Below are 18,364 nucleotides of genomic sequence, written 5' to 3'. Positions count from 1 at the left end.
GAGGGCGAAGTCGCCCGACCCCCACACGTAGGTCGTCGGCACGGTGACCCGGCGGGCCCGGATCCGCGAGAGCGGGATGGCGCGGTACCAGTTGATCGGCCCGGCCAGCGCCGCGCGCGAGGCCAGGCGGGCGGCATACCGCTCGAGATCCTCGTCCGGAAGGCCGCTACCACTGAGCGCCTTCCGGAAGCGTGCTCCGAGGAGCGCCTCCGGAAGGAACGGCAGCTGGAAGGCGGCCATGTACCAGGAGCGCAGCGCCTGCTCCCCGCGCAGCGCCTGCGTCATCGCCCGCGGGTGGGGCGTGGACAGGGCGGTCAGCGAGGTGACCCGGTCGGGGTGGTTTCCCGCCAGGAGCCACGCCACCGCGGCGCCCCAGTCGTGCCCGACGAGGTGGACTTGCTCGTGACCGGTCGCGTCGACGAGGGCGATGACGTCCGCGACGAGCTGCTCCATCCGGTATGCCGTGCGCCCCCCGGGCCGCGCGCCGGGGGAGTAGCCGCGCTGGTCCGGGGCGTAGGTCCGCTGGCCCGCCTCGTGCAGGAGCGGCTCGACGTGCCGCCAGCTCGTCCGGTCGGTGGGGAAGCCGTGCAGCAGGACGACCGGCGTGCCATCCGCCGGGCCGGAGTCGGTGACGTCGAAGGTCATGCCGTTCCGCTCGTAGGTGCTCATGCGCCCGCGGTCGCTGGTCATGCACCCCATTGTGCGGGTGTGTGCAACCCGGCAGTGGGTGTCGGACCACCGAATTAGCCTTGGGCACATGACCATCGTGCGGGTGCCCGAGCAGCGGCCGCCCGCGCCCCACCCGGCGCGCCGCAGTCTGCTGCGCCGTGGCGGCCTGCTGCGCCGTGGCGGCCCGCTGCGCGGCGGACGCCCGCGCGCGGGGGCCAGTCCGGCGCCGGGCCGTGCGACCGATCGTGGCTGGTGGCACCTGTCCCACGTCGGCCTCTTCTTCGCCGCCGCCTACTTCCTCATCTCGTGGTCGCCGAGCCTCCTGCCGCGCACGTGGTATTACCAGGGCATGATCAGCGGCCTGTGCGCCGCGACCGGCTACGGCCTCGGGGTCCTGCTCGGGTGGGTCGCCCGGCACGTCGCCGCGATCCTGGGCCTGCAGGTCAGCGTGCGTCCGGGGGCCGGCACGTGGCTACGGCGAGCGGCCTATGTCGCCTCCGCTGCCGCGGTGGTCACCATCACGGTGGGCAACGTCCGGTCCCAGGGCCGCACGGCGGCATACGTGCACCTCCCGGCGCCCACGCCCCTGGACTGGGTCAGCGGCATCGTCCTCGCGCTGGTCCTCGCCGTCCTCTTCCTCGCCGTGGCGAGGCTGCTGCGGCGCCTGACGCGCCGAGTCGCCGCCGCGGCGGGCCGCGTGCTGCCGCGGGCGGTGGCCACCGCGGTCGCGGTCGCCGTCGTCGCCACGCTCACGGCGTGGGTCAGCGACAACGTCGTCTTCCACCGGGTGATGCAGAGCTTCGCGGCCACCGCGGCGCGCACCAACGCCCAGCCGCCAGCCGGCCGTGCGCCCCCGACGTCGGCGCTGCGCTCGGGCAGCCCGGCCTCGCGAGAGCGGTGGTCTGGGCTGGGATTCCAGGGCCAGCTCTTCGTCACGAGCGCCCCGTCCGCGGCCGCGATCTCCGCCGCGACGGGCCGCCCGGCGAAGGAGCCGATCCGCGTCTATGCCGGGCTCACCTCGGGGCGCTCCGTCGAGGACGTGGCCGACGCGGTGGTCGGCGAGCTGGTGCGCACGCGCGCCTTCGACCGCAAGGTGCTCGCGGTGCTCACCTCGACGGGCACCGGGTGGGTCGACGACTGGTCGGTCCAGTCGATCGAGTACCTCAGCGACGGCGACAGCGCCGTGGCCTCGATGCAGTACTCGTTCGTGCCGAGCGCGATGGCGGTCATGACCGACCGCGACACCGTGCGCGAGGCCGGGAGGACGCTCTTTGACAGGGTGTATGCCGCCTGGCTCAAGGTCCCGGAGGGGCACCGGCCGCGGCTCGTCGTGGGCGGCGAGTCGCTCGGCTCCTACGGCGGGCAGGCGGCGTTCCGCGACGTCGAGGACATGACGACGCGGGCCCAGGGGGGTGTATGGATCGGCACGCCGAGCTTCACCGACATCGCAGCCGAGCTGACCGCCTCCCGCTCGCCGGGGTCGCTCGCGATCGCCCCGGTCGTCGAGGACGGGCGGCACGTCCGGTTCGCGACGTCGCCGCCGGAGCTGACGGCCGATTACTACGGCCGGCCGCTCGGGCCGTGGCTTTTTCCCCGGTTCGTCTACGTGCAGCACCCCTCGGACCCGGTCGTGTGGTGGGACCCCGCCGTGCTCGGCGCCGAGCCCGAGTGGCTGCGCGAGCCCCGCGGGCGCGACGTCAACCCCGACGTGACGTGGATCCCCTTCGTCACCTTCTGGCAGCTGACCACGGACATGGCCGTCGGGCACGACCCGCCGGACGGCTACGGCCACCGGTACGGCGCCGAGCTCGTGCCGGCGTGGGCCGCCGTGCTGGGGGGCTCGCCCACCGCCGACTACTCGCGGATCATCGCCGGAGTGAAGCGGACCGTGTACCGGGCGAAATGACGGCGCGAAGTGACGGCGCGAAATGACGGCGCGAGGTCGAGGAGACTGAGCCCATGAGCGAGCTGATCGAGATCCCCGAGCACGGGCTCACGGCATACCGCAGCGACCCGACCGGCGAGGTCCGGGGAGCGGTCATCGTCATCCAGGAGATCTGGGGCCTGGTCGAGCACATCACCGACGTGGCCGACCGGTTCGCGGCAGAGGGCTACGTCGCCGTCGCACCGGATCTGCTCGGGCACGTCGGGCTGAGCCCGGAGGCCGGGGAGCGCCTGCACGCGCTGGTCACGGGCGGCGACGAGGAGGCCCGGGCGCGGGCGCAGCCTGAGCTGCGGGCGGTCATGCGGCCGGCGCGGTCGCCGGACTTCGCCGCGTGGGCCGTGCCGGCCCTGCGGGCGGTCGTCGACTACTGCCTCGAGCAGCCGGGCGTGGACGGCGCGGTCGCCGTCGTCGGGTTCTGCTTCGGCGGCACGTACGCCTACCAGCTGGCGCTCGCCGAGCCGCGGTTGCGCGCCGCGGTGCCGTTCTACGGGCACTTCCCCGAGGACGGCGACGTGCGCTCCATCGGCTGCCCGGTCCTCGCCTTCTACGGCGAGCAGGACCACGGCATCACCGACTCGGTCCCGGCGCTGGAGGAGCGGATGCGTGCCGCCGGCGTGGACTTCACCGCGCAGGTCTACCCCGGTGCGGGGCACGCCTTCTTCAACGACACGAGCCCTCGCTACGTCCAGCCGGCCGCGACGGACGCCTGGCAGCGCACCCTCGCCTTCCTCGACCGTCACCTGGGCCGACGTGGCTGACCCACGGCACGGCCACGGGGCGGACGGCCACTCCCATGGCGTCGCCGCGGACGCGGACCGGCGCTACCTACGCCTGGCCCTGGCCCTGCTCGTCGCGTTCCTCGTGGGCGAGGTCATCGTGGCGGTCGCGTCCAGTTCGCTGGCCCTGCTCTCGGACGCCGGCCACATGCTCTCCGACGTGGGCGCCATTGCAGCGGCGCTGTGGGCCATGCGGCTGGCCGACCGTCCCGCCCGGGGGTCGTGGACGTTCGGGTGGAAGCGCGCCGAGATTCTCTCCGCCGCCGCCAACGGCATCACCCTGCTCGTCGTGGCCGGAGTCGTCGGCGTCGAGGCGATCCGTCGCCTCGTCCAGCCCCCGACGGTGGAAGGCGCCCCGATGCTCGTCGTCGCGCTCGTGGGCGTCGGAGTCAACCTCGTGGCGGCGTGGCTGCTGGCCCGGGCGAACCGCACCAGCCTCAACGTCGAGGGCGCCTACCAGCACATCCTCACCGACCTCTACGGCTTCGTCGGCACGGCCGTCGCCGGGGTGGTCGTCATCCTGACCGGCTGGACGCGCGCGGACGCTGTCGCGTCCCTGCTCGTGGTCGCACTCATGGTCCACGCCGCGTGGGGCCTGCTGCGTGACTCCGGCCGCATCCTGCTCGAGGTCGCGCCGGAGGGCATGGACCTCGCACACGTGCGCAGCCACCTCCTCGAGGTCGACCACATCCACGACGTCCACGACCTGCACGTCTGGACGGTCACCTCCGACCTGCCCACCCTTTCGGCGCACCTCGTCGTCGACGACTCGTGCTTCACGGACGGTCACGCGCCGCAGCTGCTGGACCAGGTCCAGGCGTGCCTGCACGGGCACTTCGACGTGGAGCACTCCACCTTCCAGCTCGAACCGGCCGGCCACGCCCTGCACGAGAGCGGCGCGCACTAGGGCGGGGGCGCACTAGGGCGGCGCGCACTGGAGCCGAGGGGTGCCGGCCACCGAGGTCCGGCGGGGTCCCCGCCGGTTCCACGTGTCGCCGACTGGCACGATGGGCAGCGATGTCATCCAACGTCGTCTACCTCATCGGCGGGGTGGCCCTGCTCCTCGCCGCGGTGCTCCCCATCGCGCTGCGCCGGTATGCCGTCTCGGCGCCCATGGTGCTCCTCGTGCTCGGCATGGCGATCGGACTGCTCCCGCCGCCCCCGGGCCTGAGCCTCGACCCGGTGGCCCTGCGCCCGACGATCCAGCGCCTCAGCGAGCTGGCCGTGCTCGTCGCCCTCATGGGGGTGGGCCTTGCCCTCGACCGTCCCTTCCTGCTGCGCACCCGGGCGTCCTGGGCTGCCTGGTCGCCGACGTGGCGGCTGCTCCTGCTCGCCATGCCCCTGACCATCGGGGCGGTATGGCTGCTCGGCTGGACCGTGCTGGGGCTCACCCCGGCCGTGGCGCTCCTGCTCGGGGCGGTGCTGGCGCCGACCGACCCCGTCCTCGCGGGCGACGTCCAGGTGGCCGGGCCACACGTCATCGAGGAGGGTGCGGACGAGGAGGTTGAGGAGCACGAGATCGACGAGGACGACGACGTCCGCTTCGCCCTCACCTCAGAGGCAGGTCTCAACGACGGGCTCGCCTTCCCCTTCGTGTATGCCGCCCTCTTCCTCGCCGCGCGTGGTCCGGTCGGGGACTGGCTGGGCGGGTGGGTCGTCTGGGAGCTCGTGGGCAAGGTCGTCCTGGGCGCGCTCGTCGGTGTCCTCGTCGGGTGGACGCTCGCCAAGGTGGCCTTCCGGTCGACCACCGAGGCGCTGCGTCTCGCCGAGCAGGGTGAGCCGCTCCTCGCCCTCGCCGCGCTCGTGACGACCTATGGCCTCAGCGAGATCGTCGGCGGCTACGGCTTCCTCGCCGTCTTCGCGTGCGGCATGGCGCTACGGGCAGCCGAGCGCAGCCACGCCTACCACCGGTCGATGCACGAGGTCATCGAGCGGCTCGAGCGGCTCCTCACGCTCATCATCCTGCTGCTCCTCGGCATGGCGATGACCCGCGGACTGCTCGGCCCCCTCGACTGGCGTGGTGTGACCGTCGCGGTCGTGCTCGTCTTCGTCATCCGCCCGGCAGCGGGCTGGGTGAGCCTGTTCCTTCGCTCCCGCGCCGCCCGCTTCCCTGGAGGGCTGACCCGCCCGGAACGGCTGGCGACGGCGTTCTTCGGCGTGCGCGGTGTCGGCTCGATCTACTACCTCGCGTATGCCGCCGGCCAGCACGCCTTCCCGGAGGAGCGCTGGCTGTGGGCGACGGTCGCGTTCACCATCGCCCTGTCGGTGTTCGTGCACGGCATCCTCGCGACGCCGGTGATGGCGAGGCTCGACCGGCGTCGCGGCGCTCGCGTCTCCTGACCGCGTGGGACGGGGGTCGTCGTAGGTTTCCCGGCGCCTGGTGCCGGAAGACCTCCGATGTCGCCACGATGCAGCCGTCCGACGAAGCTCACCTCGACGGTTGGCGGGCTGGGTGCCTTCTGCCGCCTCGGACAGCCGCTCGATCCGGGCGTCCAGCCCGGGATGCTGCTGCATCACCTTCCATCGCCAGCCGGTGCGGCGCTTGAGCATGTTGAGCTCGGCAACCTGACGCCATCCCAGACGTCTGAGCGTCAGGGAACAACTCGGCGAGTCGCAAAGTTGAGTCTGGTGAGCGCAAGATTTGCGAGCGTGACTTTGACAAGCGCCGGGTCGCGGTAGCAGATTTGGCGAGAACCACCTCAAGCAGACCCCGCCACGACGCCGCGCAGGGCCCCGAAGCGGTCCGGGCCCGGCGGCATACGGCAGACCAGAAGGAGACACACCCATGGCACGTGCGGTCGGAATCGACCTCGGCACCACCAACTCGGCCGTCGCCGTCCTCGAAGGCGGCGAGCCCACCATCATCGCGAACGCGGAGGGTGGCCGCACCACGCCGTCCGTGGTCGCGTTCTCCAAGAGCGGCGAGGTGCTCGTCGGCGAGGTCGCCAAGCGCCAGGCCGTCACCAACGTCGACCGGACCATCCGCTCCGTCAAGCGCCACATGGGCACTGACTGGAAGTCGCCGGAGATCGACGGCAAGCGCTACACGGCCCAGGAGATCAGCGCCCGCATCCTGCAGAAGCTCAAGCGCGACGCGGAGTCCTACCTCGGCGAGACCGTGACCGACGCCGTGATCACCGTCCCGGCATACTTCGACGACGCGGAGCGGCAGGCCACCAAGGAGGCCGGCGAGATCGCGGGCCTCAACGTCCTGCGCATCATCAACGAGCCGACGGCGGCGGCCCTTGCCTACGGCCTCGACAAGGGCAAGGAGGACGAGCTCATCCTCGTCTTCGACCTCGGTGGCGGCACCTTCGACGTGTCCCTCCTCGAGGTGGGCAAGGACCCCGAGGACAACTTCTCGACGATCCAGGTCCGCGCCACGAGCGGCGACAACCACCTCGGTGGCGACGACTGGGACGAGGTCATCGTCCAGCACCTGATCACCCAGGTGAAGAACAAGACCGGGCAGGACCTCTCCAAGGACAAGATCGCGATGCAGCGCCTGCGGGACGAGGCCGAGCGGGCGAAGAAGGAGCTGTCCACCGCGACGAGCACCAACATCTCGGCGCAGTACATCTCCATGACGCCCGAGGGCCCCATCCACCTCGACGAGACGCTCACCCGCGCCCAGTTCGAGCAGATGACCAAGCACCTGCTCGACCGGACCAAGGCGCCGTTCCACAAGGTCATCGAGGACGCCGGCATCAAGCTGTCCGAGATCGACCACGTCGTCCTCGTCGGCGGCTCGACCCGGATGCCGGCCGTGACCAACCTCGTCAAGGAGCTGACGGGCGGCAAGGAGCCCAACAAGGGCGTCAACCCCGACGAGGTCGTCGCCATCGGCGCCTCGCTGCAGGCCGGCGTCCTCAAGGGCGAGCGCAAGGACGTGCTGCTCATCGACGTCACGCCGCTCTCGCTCGGCATCGAGACCAAGGGCGGCCTGATGACCAAGCTCATCGAGCGCAACACCGCCATCCCGACGAAGCGCTCGGAGATCTTCACGACGGCCGAGGACAACCAGCCGTCGGTGCTCATCCAGGTCTTCCAGGGGGAGCGGGAGATCGCCCAGCACAACAAGTCGCTCGGCACCTTCGAGCTGACCGGCATCGCCCCCGCCCCGCGCGGCGTGCCCAAGATCGAGGTCACCTTCGACATCGACGCCAACGGCATCGTCAACGTCTCCGCCAAGGACCAGGGCACCGGCAAGGAGCAGAAGATGACGATCACCGGCGGCTCGGCCCTGTCCAAGGAGGACATCGAGCGGATGGTCAAGGACGCCGAGGCGCACGCCGAGGAGGACCGTCAGCGGCGTGAGGAGGCCGAGGTGCGCAACACCGCGGAGCAGCTCGTCTACTCGACCGAGCACTTCCTCAAGGAGTCCGGCGACAAGGTCCCGACCGACGTCAAGACGCCCGTCGAGGCGGCGCTCGGCGACCTCAAGGACGCGATCAAGGACGGCTCCGGCGCGTCGATCGACGACATCAAGGCCAAGACCGAGACGCTCAACGAGAAGTCCCAGGCGATGGGACAGGCGGTGTATGCCGCCGACCAGGCGTCCGCGTCCGCCGGCGCGTCGGCCGGTGCGGGTGCCCAGTCGGCGCCGTCCGACGGCGGGTCCGCCCGTGGGGCGGCTGACGACGACGTCGTCGACGCCGAGGTCATCGACGAGGAGGACGCGAGGGAGGCCAAGTGAGCGACTCGGCAACCAGTCCCGAGGTCCGCGACGAGGTCGAGGGCGCCGGCACCGCCGGCGCCCCCGGCCCCGCGGGCGAGGGGACGCAGGAGACGACGACCGGCTACGGCGACGACCTGCCGCACGCCGACCCGACCCCGCCGCGCTACTCCGAGGGCGGCCCGGGTGCCTCGGCGGAGCCGGGCGGCGAGGACGAGTTCGACCACGCCCCGACCGGCGAGCCGCAGCAGGAGACCGCGCAGCAGGAGTCCCCGGAGCAGGAGACCGCGCAGCAGGAGACCACCGACCTCGACGAGGAGGACCGCCTCGCGGCCAGCCTGCTCGTGGACCTGCAGCGCCTGCAGGCGGAGTACGTCAACTACAAGAAGCGGGTCGACCGGGACCGCGACCTCATCCGGGCGAGCGCCGTCACGTCGGTCATCGAGGCGCTGCTGCCGGTCCTCGACGACATCTACATGGCCCGGCAGGCGGGGGACCTCGACTCGGGGCCGTTCGCGGCGATCGCCGACAAGCTCGAGGGCGTGCTCGGCCGGTTCGGGATCGAGCGCATCGGCGCGGCGGGGGAGGAGTTCGATCCCACCGTCCACGAGGCGCTCATGCACGTCGAGGCCGAGCTGCCCGAGGGGGCGTCCGGGACGACGGTGGTCCAGGTGCTCCAGCCGGGCTACCGCAACGGCGATCGTGTCATCCGGGCCGCCCGGGTCTCGGTTGCCGACCCGGCCTGAGACCAGGTGCCGTTCCCGCCTGAGCCAGCGGGACGGCATACAGCACAATCAGCAGGAGGAGGTGCGCCGAGATGGCTAGCCAGGACTGGTTCGAAAAGGACTTCTACGCGATCCTCGGCGTGCCGCAGGACGCGGATGCCGCGACGATCAAGAAGACCTACCGCAAGCTCGCCCGGACGATGCACCCCGACCACGCGCACGGGGACCGGGCGGCGGAGGAGCGCTTCAAGGAGATCGGCGAGGCGTATGCCGTGCTCTCCGACCCGGAGCAGCGCCGCGAGTACGACGCGGTGCGGGCCATGTCGCACGGCGGGGCCCGGTTCAGCGCCGGCGGCCCGGGGGCGGGCGGCAACTTCGAGGACATCTTCTCCGCCTTCGGCGGCGCCGGCGGGCCCGGTGGCCAGCGGATCCGCTTCTCCACGGGGGGCGGCGGGGCGCAGCCCAACCTCGAGGACCTCCTCGGCGGGATGTTCGCCGGCGGACGGGGCGCCGGGGGCTTCCCGGGCTTCGGCGCCCCGGCGGGGCCGCGACCGGGGACGGACGTGCAGGCCTCGACCCGGATCGGCTTCCGGGAGGCGGTCGAGGGCTCGACGGTGACGCTCACGTCACCCGAGATCGGGCGGGTCAACGCGCGGATCCCCTCCGGGGTCAAGGACGGCGCCAAGATCCGGCTGCGCGGCAAGGGCCTCAAGGGCGACCCCGGGGCCCCCGACGGCGACCTCATCCTCACGGTCTCGGTGGAGCCGCACCCGGTCTTCGGGCGGGAGGGCGACAACCTCACCGTCGACCTGCCGGTGACCTTCGCCGAGGCCGCTCTCGGGGCGACGGTGTCGGTGCCCACCCTCGACGGCACGCCGGTCAAGGTGAAGATCGCGCCGGGCACGCCCAGCGGACGCGTGCTGCGCCTCAAGGGCCGGGGTGTCAAGCGCGGGTCCCACGTCGGTGACCTGCTGGCCAAGGTGCAGGTCGTCGTGCCCCAGCGGCTCACGGACGAGGCCCGCGCGGTGATCGAGAAGATGCAGCAGGCGGAGAACGGCTTCGACCCCCGGGCGGAGCTGTTCGAGCGGGTCCGCCGCTGACGACTCGGACGCTGACGACTGGGACGATGACGACAGGGTGGTGATGGGGATGGCGCAGGTGCCTCGGGCCGAGCACGACGACGACACGCCCGTCTTCGTCATCTCCGTGGCGGCCGAGCTGGCCGGCATGCATGCGCAGACGCTGCGCCAGTACGACCGCCTCGGGCTCGTCTCCCCGCAGCGGACCCGCGGCGGTGGCCGGCGCTACAGCGGCCGCGACGTGCAGCTGCTTCGTGAGGTCCAGCGCCTGTCGCAGGAAGGGGTGTCCCTCGTGGGCATCCAGCGGATCCTCGACCTCGAGACGCACGTGGACGCCCTGGAGGCCCGCATCGAGCGGTTGACCGCCGAGCTGGAGGCGACGCGGGCCGCCCTGGGCGCCCAGAGCCGGGTCTTCGCGGCAGGGGCGCGCGGTGACGTCGTGGCCGTGCGCCCGGGGCAGCGCCCGCCCCGTATGCCGTCGTCGCAGGCGCTCGTCGTGTGGCGGCCCGACGGCGGCTGAGCGGCATATCCCCCCGCGGGGCGCCCTCGCGGCACCGAGCCACCCTCGCGGCACCGAGCCACCCTGGCGGCACCGAGCCACCCTCCCGGCACGGAGCCACCGGTAGGCGGGTCGCTACAGACCGTGAGGGTGGCTCCAGACCGTGAGGGTGGCTACAGACCCTCAGGGTGGCTCGGGCCGATGGGTGCGGCATACGGGAGCGCCCACTGTTGCAAAGGTGAGTGGAATACACTCAACTTCGGGGCGGTTGACCACAGCAGATCCCCACATCCGGACCCAGGGAGCCCGCATGGACCTTCAACTGACCACCAAGGCACAGGAAGCCTTCGCCCAGGCCGCCACCACGGCGGCCGCGAAGCACCACCCGAACATCGAGCCGGCCCACCTGCTGCTCGCGCTCGCGGCCCAGTCCGGCACCACCACCACCTCCGCCCTCCTCGAAGCAGCGGGCTCCTCCGTGGCGCTCGCGACGAAGGAGGCGGAGGCCGCTCTGGCCCGCCTGCCGCAGGTCTCCGGCGCGACCCAGCCCCCGCAGCTGTCTCGCAGTGGTCTCGGCGTGGTGCAGACCGCCCAGACGCTCATGACCTCGATGGGCGACTCCTACGTCTCCACGGACCACCTCCTCCTCGCCATCGCGCGGACCGGTGGCTTCGGGCTCGACGCGGACGCCATCGAGACGGCCATCCCCGAGCTGCGCGGCGGCCGCACCGTCGCCTCGGAGAACCCGGAGGCGACCTACGAGGCCCTCGCGAAGTACGGCACCGACCTGACGGCCGCCGCGCGCGACGGCAAGCTCGACCCCGTCATCGGTCGCGACACGGAGATCCGCCGCGTCGTGCAGGTGCTGTCACGGCGCACCAAGAACAACCCCGTCCTCATCGGTGAGCCCGGGGTCGGCAAGACGGCCGTCGTCGAGGGCCTCGCGCAGCGCATCGTGGCCGGAGACGTGCCGGAGTCGCTGCGGGACAAGACCCTCATCAGCCTCGACCTCGCCGCCATGGTGGCCGGTGCGAAGTACCGCGGTGAGTTCGAGGAGCGGCTCAAGGCCGTGCTCGAGGAGATCAAGAACTCCAACGGCCAGATCGTGACGTTCATCGACGAGATCCACACCGTCGTCGGCGCCGGTGCCGGCGGCGAGGGAGCCATGGACGCCGGCAACATGCTCAAGCCCATGCTGGCGCGGGGTGAGCTGCGGCTCGTCGGCGCGACGACCCTCGACGAGTACCGCAAGCACATCGAGAAGGACGCCGCGCTCGAGCGCCGGTTCCAGCAGGTCTTCATCGGCGAGCCCTCGGTCGAGGACACGGTCGCGATCCTGCGCGGCCTCAAGGACCGCTACGAGTCGCACCACAAGGTGACCATCGCCGACTCCGCCCTCGTCGCCGCGGCGACGCTGTCGGACCGCTACATCTCCGGCCGCCAGCTGCCCGACAAGGCCATCGACCTCATCGACGAGGCGGCTTCCCGGCTGCGCATGGAGATCGACAGCTCGCCCGTCGAAATCGACCAGCTGCGCCGCGCCGTCGACCGGCTCAAGATGGAGGAGTTCGCCCTCGAGCAGGAGACCGACGATGCCTCCCGCGAGCGGCTGGAGCGACTGCGCAAGGACCTGGCTGACCGCTCGGAGGAGCTCGCCGCGCTGACCGCCCGGTGGGAGGCCGAGAAGGCCGGCCTCAACGCTGTCGGTGAGCTCAAGGCCCGGATCGACGACGCGCGCACCCAGGCCGAGCGGCTCCAGCGGGAGGGCGACCTCGCCGGCGCGTCGAAGATCCTCTACGGCGACATCCCCGAGCTCGAGAAGCAGCTCGCGCTCGCACAGGAGCGCGAGGCGGCCCGCGGCGGCGAGGAGCCCATGGTCAAGGAGGAGGTCGGCGCGGACGACATCGCCGACGTCATCTCCTCGTGGACCGGCATCCCCGCCGGTCGGCTGCTCGAGGGCGAGACCGAGAAGCTGCTCCACATGGAGGAGCACCTCGCGGCCCGGCTCGTCGGGCAGGAGGCCGCGGTGCGGGCCGTGTCCGACGCCGTGCGGCGCAGCAGGGCCGGGGTGTCCGACCCGGACCGGCCCACCGGGTCGTTCCTCTTCCTCGGCCCGACCGGTGTCGGCAAGACGGAGCTGGCCAAGTCGCTCGCCGACTTCCTCTTCGACGACGAGCGGGCGATGGTCCGGATCGACATGTCCGAGTACTCGGAGCGGCACTCCGTCGCCCGGCTCATCGGCGCGCCCCCCGGCTACGTCGGCTATGAGGAGGGCGGCCAGCTCACCGAGGCGGTCCGGCGGCGGCCCTACTCGGTCGTCCTGCTGGACGAGGTGGAGAAGGCGCACCCGGAGACCTTCGACATCCTGCTGCAGGTGCTCGACGACGGCCGACTCACCGACGGCCAGGGCCGCACGGTCGACTTCCGCAACGTCATCCTCGTGCTGACCTCCAACCTCGGCTCGCACTACCTCGTCGACCCGACGATGAGCCCGGAGGCCAAGCGCGAGGCGGTGCTCGGCGTCGTCCGCTCGTCCTTCAAACCGGAGTTCCTCAACCGGCTCGACGAGGTCGTCGTCTTCGACGCGCTGTCCGAGGAGGACCTGGCGCACATCGTCGACCTGCAGGTGAAAGGCTTCGGTGCCCGGCTCACGGACCGGCGGATCGCGCTGCAGGTCACGGACGCGGCGCGGGACTGGCTGGCGCGCAGGGGGTTCGACCCGGCATACGGCGCTCGTCCGCTGCGCCGGCTCGTCCAGCGGGAGATCGGCGACCGGCTGGCCCGGACGCTGCTCGCGGGCGAGGTCCGCGACGGCTCGACCGTCACGGTCGACGTCGACCCCGAGGGCCAGGCGCTCGTGCTGTCCTAACGGGCTCCAGGGAGCGTGCCCCCGCTTCGTCGAGTGGCCACTTTCGTTCGCACCGGCGGTGTACGCAAGTGGCCACTCGACCGGGTGGGCGGCGCGGGTCGAGTGGGTCAGGTGCGGTTGCGCCCTTCGTCGTGCGAGCCGAGCGGCCGGGTGGGGTCCTGGCGCGGCGTCTCGTCGCTCCACGTCGCGGTGCCCTCGCGGACGTTGCCCTCTGCGCGGCCGGTCACGACGTCCGCGACGGACGGACCGACCTTCTCGCGGTATGCCGCCTCCAGCCGGTCGAGCTCGCGTTCCCGCGCGTCGAGCCGGTCCTGGCGCTCGTCGAGCGCGCTCTCGCGCCGGCGGAGGTCCTCGTCGCGCAGTCCCGCCTCCTCGAGCCGCCGCTCGTGCTCGAGCCGGGCCGACTCGGCGGCGCGTTCCGCCTCGGCCACCCGCTCACTCGCCCGCTCCTCACGCCGGACGCGGGCCCGTCGGCGCAGGGCCGCAGAGACGAGCGCCCAGCCGAGCGCGAAGAGCAGCACCGTCAGGGCGCCGGCGACGACGAGCTCGATGAGGTGGGCGTTGCGCTCGAGCCCGAACATCGCGACGCGGGTCGTGGCCGACTGCGAGGTCGCGGCAGCGGTCGTCACGGCGCCGACCCCCACGGCGAGGAGGATGAGGAGCAGACCAAGCAGGATCACGATGGACTCCTTCGTCGGCGGAGGCGGCGGCAACGGCCTCGGAGCCGAGCGTAACGGGATTCCCCGCGTGAGCGGTGCAGCCGCGAGCGCGAGTCAGCTCGTGATGTCCTTGCTCGAGAACCGCGCCCACGCCAGCAGCCAGAAGACCACGGCATACGCGCCGTCCACCGACAGGCCGCGCAGGACGTTGTCCCACGCGGGCGGGTCACGCAGGAGGTCCCCGAAGGCCATCCACTGGTCGACGATGAGCCACGGATGCAGCCAGGCCACCTGCGGCACGGAGTCGAGGATCCACGACAGGATGGTGAAGATCATCAACGCCACGGTGGCCCCCATGGGCTGCTCCGTGAGGGTCGAGATGAACAGCCCCACCGCGCCCAGCCCGGCGAGGCCCGCGCTGAGGTAGAGCACGACGAGAACGATCCGCCACACCCCCTCCCAGAAGGGCACGAGGGTGCCGGAGAGGGTGACCATGGGGCCGGTCCCGAAGAGCGCGACGCCGACGACGCCTCCCGTCACGGCGACGAGGCCCACGCCCCACACCGCCCCGATGCAGAGCGAGACGTACTTGACGACGAGCAGCCGCGTACGCCGCACCGGGACCGTGAGCAGGTAGCGCAGCGTCCCGACGTTGGCCTCGCCGGCGACGGCGTCACCGGCGAGCATGGCGATGGCGAGAGGGAGGAAGAGCGTCATCTCCACGGTGAGGGCGGCCAGCGGCACGAAGAGCCCGCTGGACGTGACGGACGAGAGGAAGTCCGGCCCCCGCCCGGGTCGCGGCGCCGAGACCTTGACCGCGACCGCCATGATGACCGGCACGGCCGCCAGGACGAGCAGGCCCATCTGGTTGCGTCGGCGCCCGGCGATGAGCCGCAGCTCGGAGCGGAGCAGCCGGCCGGGGACGCGCCACTCCCGGCGCGGGCCGGCGACGGCAGGCAGGTCAGCCGCTGACATCGAACCCCTCCCCGGTGAGCGCGACGAAGAGGTCCTCGAGGCTGGGCGAGGACACGACGAAGGACCGGACCCCCACGCCGTCGTGGACGAGGGCGGACACGATCCGCTCGCTGGGAACATCGCCTGGTATGCCGCGCACCTCGCCGTCGGCGACCTCGACGCCGCCGAGCCCGAGCTCGCGCAGCACCCGGGCCGCCTGCTCGGGCTGCCCAGTCGTGACCCGCGCCACCCGGGAGGAGGCGCCGCGCACGGCCGCGGTCGTGCCCTGGGCGACGAGCCGGCCCTCGCTCATGACGCCGAGATGGGTGCAGATCTGCTCGACCTCGGACAGCAGGTGGCTCGAGACGAACACTGTCGTGCCGTCGGCCGCGAGCGACCCGATCAGGTGGCGCACCTCGCGGGTCCCTTGCGGGTCAAGGCCGTTGGTCGGCTCGTCGAGCACGAGCAGGTCCCGCGGTGCGAGCAGGGCCGCCGCGATGGCCAGGCGCTGGCGCATGCCGAGCGAGTAGGCCCGGTAGCGCTTGCCGGCTGCGGCGAGCAGGCCGACCCGGTCGAGCGCCGCGTCGACCCGGGGCCGCAGCGTCCTCGGGTCGGCGCGGAGGTCCGCCGCGTCGAGGCGCGCGAGGTTGTCCCGGCCGGAGAGGTAGGGGTGGAAGGCCGGTCCCTCGACGAGGGCGCCCACCCGCGGCAGGACGTCGCCCGTACTGGCCGGCATCGGCCGGCCGAGCACCGTGCAGCCCCCTGCCGAGGGCCCGACGAGGCCGAGGAGCATGCGGATCGTCGTCGTCTTGCCCGACCCGTTGGGCCCGAGGAACCCGTAGACCGACCCGGGCGGAACCTCCAGGTCGATGGCGTCGACGGCGAGCTGCGACCCGAAGCGCTTCGTCAGGCCGGAGGTCGAGATGGCGAGTTCGCCATCCGGACGGCCCGGTCCGGCGAGCGGGCGCGCAGCCAAGCCCACCGCCGCGCTGGCTGTCGACGTCATCGGGCGGCCAGCGCGGCATACAGCTGGTCCGGACCGACCGCACCGATGGCCACTCGGCCGTCGTCGCTGACGACCGCGGACACCAGCGTGCCGTCGAGGACCCGGCCACTGCCCCACGAGCCGGAGGCCCGGGGCAGGGCGCGGAGGACGCCGTCGAGCTGGCGCTCCGCACTCGACCCGGAGGCCTGTGCAGGCAGCGCCGGGAGCTTCGCCACGACGACCGAGCTCCACCCGGTGCCGACGACGCGGGGCCGCGACGCCGCGTCGACGGGCGGGACGGACCCGGTGGAGGGGGCCGGGTTCGTCCCGCCGCCGGCCTTGAGGGCTCCGGACTCGGTGACGGCGGTGCCGGGCGGTGGGTTGAACGCGAACTGGCGGGCGTCGGGCCGCGCGAAGTCGACGGCGGTGAAGCCGACCTCGAAGGCGGGGTTGCCGGCCTTGGTGGAGTAGACCTGCACCCGCAGCGGCAGGTGCTTCTCGGCGTCGATGGCGATGCGCACCTGGGCCACCCGGGTCGTGCGGTCCCGCGGCGCGAGGACGAGCTCGTAGGCGTCGCGTCCCGCGACGACGGCGGTGCCCGACGTCGTGACCTGCGTGGTCGGTGACATCGCGTCGAGCGCGAGCCGGGCGGCCTCGTCAGGCGTGCGGGGCAGAGCCGACCGGTCGGGGGCGGGGGCGGGGGTGCCGGCGTGCGCGGGCAGCTTCGAGTGCACCGCGGTCTTGTCCGTGCTCGACCACACCCACACGTCGGAGCCGTTGCGGATGACGTCCGACTCCCCGAGCGCTCCCACGAGGGCGAGCCGCTGCTGGTCGGGGCCGGAGAACCACACCCGCCACGTGTGCGTGCCGGAGACGAGCGAGGTCAGGGAGGCCTGGCCGCCGCCCGGCTTGGCGGCGCCCGGCACCTGGGGCAGGCCGAGGTCGGCGGTCTGCACGACCGTCCCCGACAGCCCCTCGACCTGCGCGTGCTGCACGTCTGCGAGCAGCTGGGCGGCGGTGCGCGCCGGGAGCCCCGCGTCCGCGTATGCCGTGCGGTTCAGGGCGAGCGTCGTGCCGCCGATGAGGGCGACGGCCGCCACGGGCAGCGCCCACCGGGCCGCGGGGTGCGAGGCGAAGTACGTCATGCCACCCATCGTGCTCCGCGCGTCCTGTGACGACGCTGAGACCCCGCGGCCCGAGGGGGCGGGCCAGTCCCCGGGGTCCGTGTCAAGGTGGGGGCGTGCGCCTGCTGCTCGTCGAGGACGAGGCCCGGATGGCCGCCGCGCTCGTGCGCGGCCTCGGGGCCGAGGGCTTCGTCGTCGACCACGTCGCAGACGGCGAGTCCGGGCTGGAGGCCGCCCGCTTCGGGTCCTACGACGTGGTCGTCCTCGACCTCATGCTGCCGAGGATGTCGGGCTACACCGTCGTGCGCACGCTGCGCGAGGAGGGGAACTGGGTGCCCGTCCTCGTCCTCACCGCCAAGGACGGCGAGTACGACGAGGCCGACGCGCTCGACTACGGCGCGGACGACTACCTCACGAAGCCCTTCTCGTTCGTCGTCCTCCTCTCCCGGCTGCGGGCGCTGCTGCGCCGTGACCCGGCCCCGCGCCCGGTGGTCCTCGCCGCAGGCGGACTCACCCTCGACCCGGCGGCGCACCGGGTGCACGCCGACGGCCGCGAGGTGTCCCTGTCGCCGCGGGAGTTCCTGCTCCTTGAGCACCTCCTGCGGGCCCACCCTGCCGTGGTGGGCAAGGAGGAGCTGCTCGACCGGGTGTGGGGCGCGGGCGAGGACGCCAACGTCGTGGAGGTCTATGTCGGCTACCTGCGGCGCAAGCTCGGGCGGTCGCGCATCGAGACCGTGCGGGGCGTCGGCTACCGGCTGGCGCCATGACGCCCAGCCCGTTCGCCCGGCGCACGATTCGCGCCCGGCTCCTCGTCGCCAGCCTCCTGGCGGTGGCCACGGCGCTGCTCGCCGGAGGCGTCCTGCTCTATGGCATCCTCACGACGTCGCTGCGCCACTCGGTGCAGGTCGCGGCGCAGAGCGTCGCGCGGGACGTCGCGGCCCTCGTGGACGCCGGTCGGCTGCCGGACCCGGTCCCGGTGTCGGGGGCCCAGGTGGTGCAGGTCATCGACGGCAACGGCCGGGTCGTGGGCGGCTCGGTGACCGCCGACCGCCTCACCCCGCTCGTCACCGACGACGAGCGCCGGGCGGCGGTGGCGGGGGAGACCGTGGTCGTCCCGGGCAACCGGACGGGCCTGTCGGGAGCGCTCCAGGTCGCGGCCGTCGAGACCGGTCCCTCGGGTGCCCGCGTCACCGTGGTCGCGGTGGCCCCCACCGCCGACGTCGAGGCGAGCGGGCGGACGCTGCGCACCCTGCTCCTCGTGCTCTTCCCACTCCTGCTCGGCGCTCTGGCCGCCATCACGCGACGAGATCCACGCCCTCGCGACGACCCTCAACGCCATGCTCGACCGGGTGGCCGCGGCCCGGCGCACCCAGCGCGCATTCGTCGCGGACGCCGCGCACGAGCT

15 protein-coding genes and 1 pseudogene are annotated in these 18,364 nt (G+C 72.8%); 11 read left to right on the top strand and 5 right to left on the bottom strand.

The window, feature by feature from the left end:
• A partial coding sequence (locus VFJ94_RS02790) for an alpha/beta fold hydrolase (RefSeq protein WP_325002656.1) occupies nt 1-690 on the bottom strand: 690 nt, incomplete at its 3' end.
• A gap of 67 nt (nt 691-757) precedes the next feature.
• On the opposite strand from VFJ94_RS02790, the gene VFJ94_RS02785 reads away from it, so the two are divergent.
• The 9 genes from VFJ94_RS02785 (at nt 758) to clpB (ending at nt 13,237) form a co-directional block, all read left to right on the top strand.
• Entirely contained in the window at nt 758-2,575 is a 1,818-nt protein-coding gene (locus tag VFJ94_RS02785; protein ID WP_325002655.1) for an alpha/beta hydrolase, read from the top strand.
• Nucleotides 2,576-2,628: 53 nt separating this feature from the next.
• Nucleotides 2,629-3,372 (top strand): dienelactone hydrolase family protein, encoded by a 744-nt coding sequence (locus VFJ94_RS02780; protein WP_325002654.1) that lies wholly within the window; start codon nt 2,629-2,631, stop codon nt 3,370-3,372.
• Nucleotides 3,365-4,297 (top strand): cation diffusion facilitator family transporter, encoded by a 933-nt coding sequence (locus VFJ94_RS02775; protein WP_325002653.1) that lies wholly within the window; start codon nt 3,365-3,367, stop codon nt 4,295-4,297. The genes VFJ94_RS02780 and VFJ94_RS02775 overlap by 8 nt, the downstream gene beginning before the upstream one ends.
• 110 nt (nt 4,298-4,407) lie before the next feature.
• Entirely contained in the window at nt 4,408-5,730 is a 1,323-nt protein-coding gene (locus VFJ94_RS02770) for a cation:proton antiporter (RefSeq protein WP_325002652.1), read from the top strand.
• Nucleotides 5,731-6,175: 445 nt separating this feature from the next.
• On the top strand, nt 6,176-8,086 hold the full coding sequence (dnaK, locus tag VFJ94_RS02765; protein WP_325002651.1) for a molecular chaperone DnaK: 1,911 nt from the start codon (nt 6,176-6,178) through the stop codon (nt 8,084-8,086).
• Nucleotides 8,083-8,811: a nucleotide exchange factor GrpE gene (locus VFJ94_RS02760; RefSeq protein ID WP_325002650.1), complete on the top strand. Its 729-nt coding sequence runs from the start codon at nt 8,083-8,085 to the stop codon at nt 8,809-8,811. The genes dnaK and VFJ94_RS02760 overlap by 4 nt, the downstream gene beginning before the upstream one ends.
• Before the next feature lie 71 nt (nt 8,812-8,882).
• Entirely contained in the window at nt 8,883-9,890 is a 1,008-nt protein-coding gene (locus VFJ94_RS02755) for a DnaJ C-terminal domain-containing protein (protein ID WP_325002649.1), read from the top strand.
• Between the two features lie 49 nt (nt 9,891-9,939).
• The gene (locus tag VFJ94_RS02750; protein WP_325002648.1) at nt 9,940-10,389 is read left to right on the top strand and encodes a heat shock protein transcriptional repressor HspR; all 450 of its coding nucleotides are present in this window, start codon (nt 9,940-9,942) and stop codon (nt 10,387-10,389) included.
• Nucleotides 10,390-10,678: 289 nt separating this feature from the next.
• Nucleotides 10,679-13,237 (top strand): ATP-dependent chaperone ClpB, encoded by a 2,559-nt coding sequence (gene clpB / locus VFJ94_RS02745; protein WP_325002647.1) that lies wholly within the window; start codon nt 10,679-10,681, stop codon nt 13,235-13,237.
• Nucleotides 13,238-13,344: 107 nt separating this feature from the next.
• On the opposite strand, the gene VFJ94_RS02740 is transcribed toward clpB, so the two are convergent.
• The 4 genes from VFJ94_RS02740 to VFJ94_RS02725 all read right to left on the bottom strand — a co-directional run bounded on the left by VFJ94_RS02740 (nt 13,345) and on the right by VFJ94_RS02725 (nt 16,980).
• Nucleotides 13,345-13,917: a hypothetical protein gene (locus VFJ94_RS02740; protein ID WP_325002646.1), complete on the bottom strand. Its 573-nt coding sequence runs from the start codon at nt 13,915-13,917 to the stop codon at nt 13,345-13,347.
• A gap of 93 nt (nt 13,918-14,010) precedes the next feature.
• Entirely contained in the window at nt 14,011-14,871 is an 861-nt protein-coding gene (locus tag VFJ94_RS02735) for an ABC transporter permease (RefSeq protein ID WP_325002645.1), read from the bottom strand.
• The gene (locus VFJ94_RS02730; protein ID WP_325002644.1) at nt 14,858-15,856 is read right to left on the bottom strand and encodes an ABC transporter ATP-binding protein; all 999 of its coding nucleotides are present in this window, start codon (nt 15,854-15,856) and stop codon (nt 14,858-14,860) included. Before VFJ94_RS02730 ends, VFJ94_RS02735 begins: the two co-directional genes overlap by 14 nt.
• A complete protein-coding gene (locus tag VFJ94_RS02725) occupies nt 15,853-16,980 on the bottom strand; it encodes a LolA family protein (RefSeq protein WP_325002643.1) in 1,128 nt (375 codons plus the stop codon). The genes VFJ94_RS02730 and VFJ94_RS02725 overlap by 4 nt, the downstream gene beginning before the upstream one ends.
• Before the next feature lie 95 nt (nt 16,981-17,075).
• Here VFJ94_RS02725 and VFJ94_RS02720 point away from each other — a divergent pair.
• Both VFJ94_RS02720 and VFJ94_RS02715 read left to right on the top strand, forming a co-directional pair.
• Nucleotides 17,076-17,723: pseudogene (locus VFJ94_RS02720) on the top strand (response regulator transcription factor); the annotation flags it as partial.
• Nucleotides 17,723-18,364, top strand: a 642-nt coding sequence (locus VFJ94_RS02715; RefSeq protein WP_325002642.1) for a hypothetical protein, incomplete at its 3' end; no start/stop codon positions are given. The pseudogene VFJ94_RS02720 and the gene VFJ94_RS02715, both read left to right, overlap by 1 nt.

This window comes from Intrasporangium sp., from assembly GCF_035688975.1.
Taxonomy (GTDB): Bacteria; Actinomycetota; Actinomycetes; order Actinomycetales; family Dermatophilaceae; genus CALMNV01.
The sequence above is the reverse complement of the archived record's forward strand: the minus strand, read 5'-3'. Positions and strand labels throughout refer to the sequence as shown.

Excerpts from the sequence above, each read along its gene's own strand:
- VFJ94_RS02730 (WP_325002644.1), bottom strand. The coding sequence starts at position 15,856 with ATGACGTCGACAGCCAGCGCGGCGGTGGGCTTGGCTGCGCGCCCGCTC.
- VFJ94_RS02780 (WP_325002654.1), top strand. The coding sequence starts at position 2,629 with ATGAGCGAGCTGATCGAGATCCCCGAGCACGGGCTCACGGCATACCGC.
- clpB (WP_325002647.1), top strand. The coding sequence starts at position 10,679 with ATGGACCTTCAACTGACCACCAAGGCACAGGAAGCCTTCGCCCAGGCC.
- VFJ94_RS02725 (WP_325002643.1), bottom strand. The coding sequence starts at position 16,980 with ATGACGTACTTCGCCTCGCACCCCGCGGCCCGGTGGGCGCTGCCCGTG.
- VFJ94_RS02785 (WP_325002655.1), top strand. The coding sequence starts at position 758 with ATGACCATCGTGCGGGTGCCCGAGCAGCGGCCGCCCGCGCCCCACCCG.
- VFJ94_RS02770 (WP_325002652.1), top strand. The coding sequence starts at position 4,408 with ATGTCATCCAACGTCGTCTACCTCATCGGCGGGGTGGCCCTGCTCCTC.
- VFJ94_RS02735 (WP_325002645.1), bottom strand. The coding sequence starts at position 14,871 with ATGTCAGCGGCTGACCTGCCTGCCGTCGCCGGCCCGCGCCGGGAGTGG.
- VFJ94_RS02750 (WP_325002648.1), top strand. The coding sequence starts at position 9,940 with ATGGCGCAGGTGCCTCGGGCCGAGCACGACGACGACACGCCCGTCTTC.
- dnaK (WP_325002651.1), top strand. The coding sequence starts at position 6,176 with ATGGCACGTGCGGTCGGAATCGACCTCGGCACCACCAACTCGGCCGTC.
- VFJ94_RS02755 (WP_325002649.1), top strand. The coding sequence starts at position 8,883 with ATGGCTAGCCAGGACTGGTTCGAAAAGGACTTCTACGCGATCCTCGGC.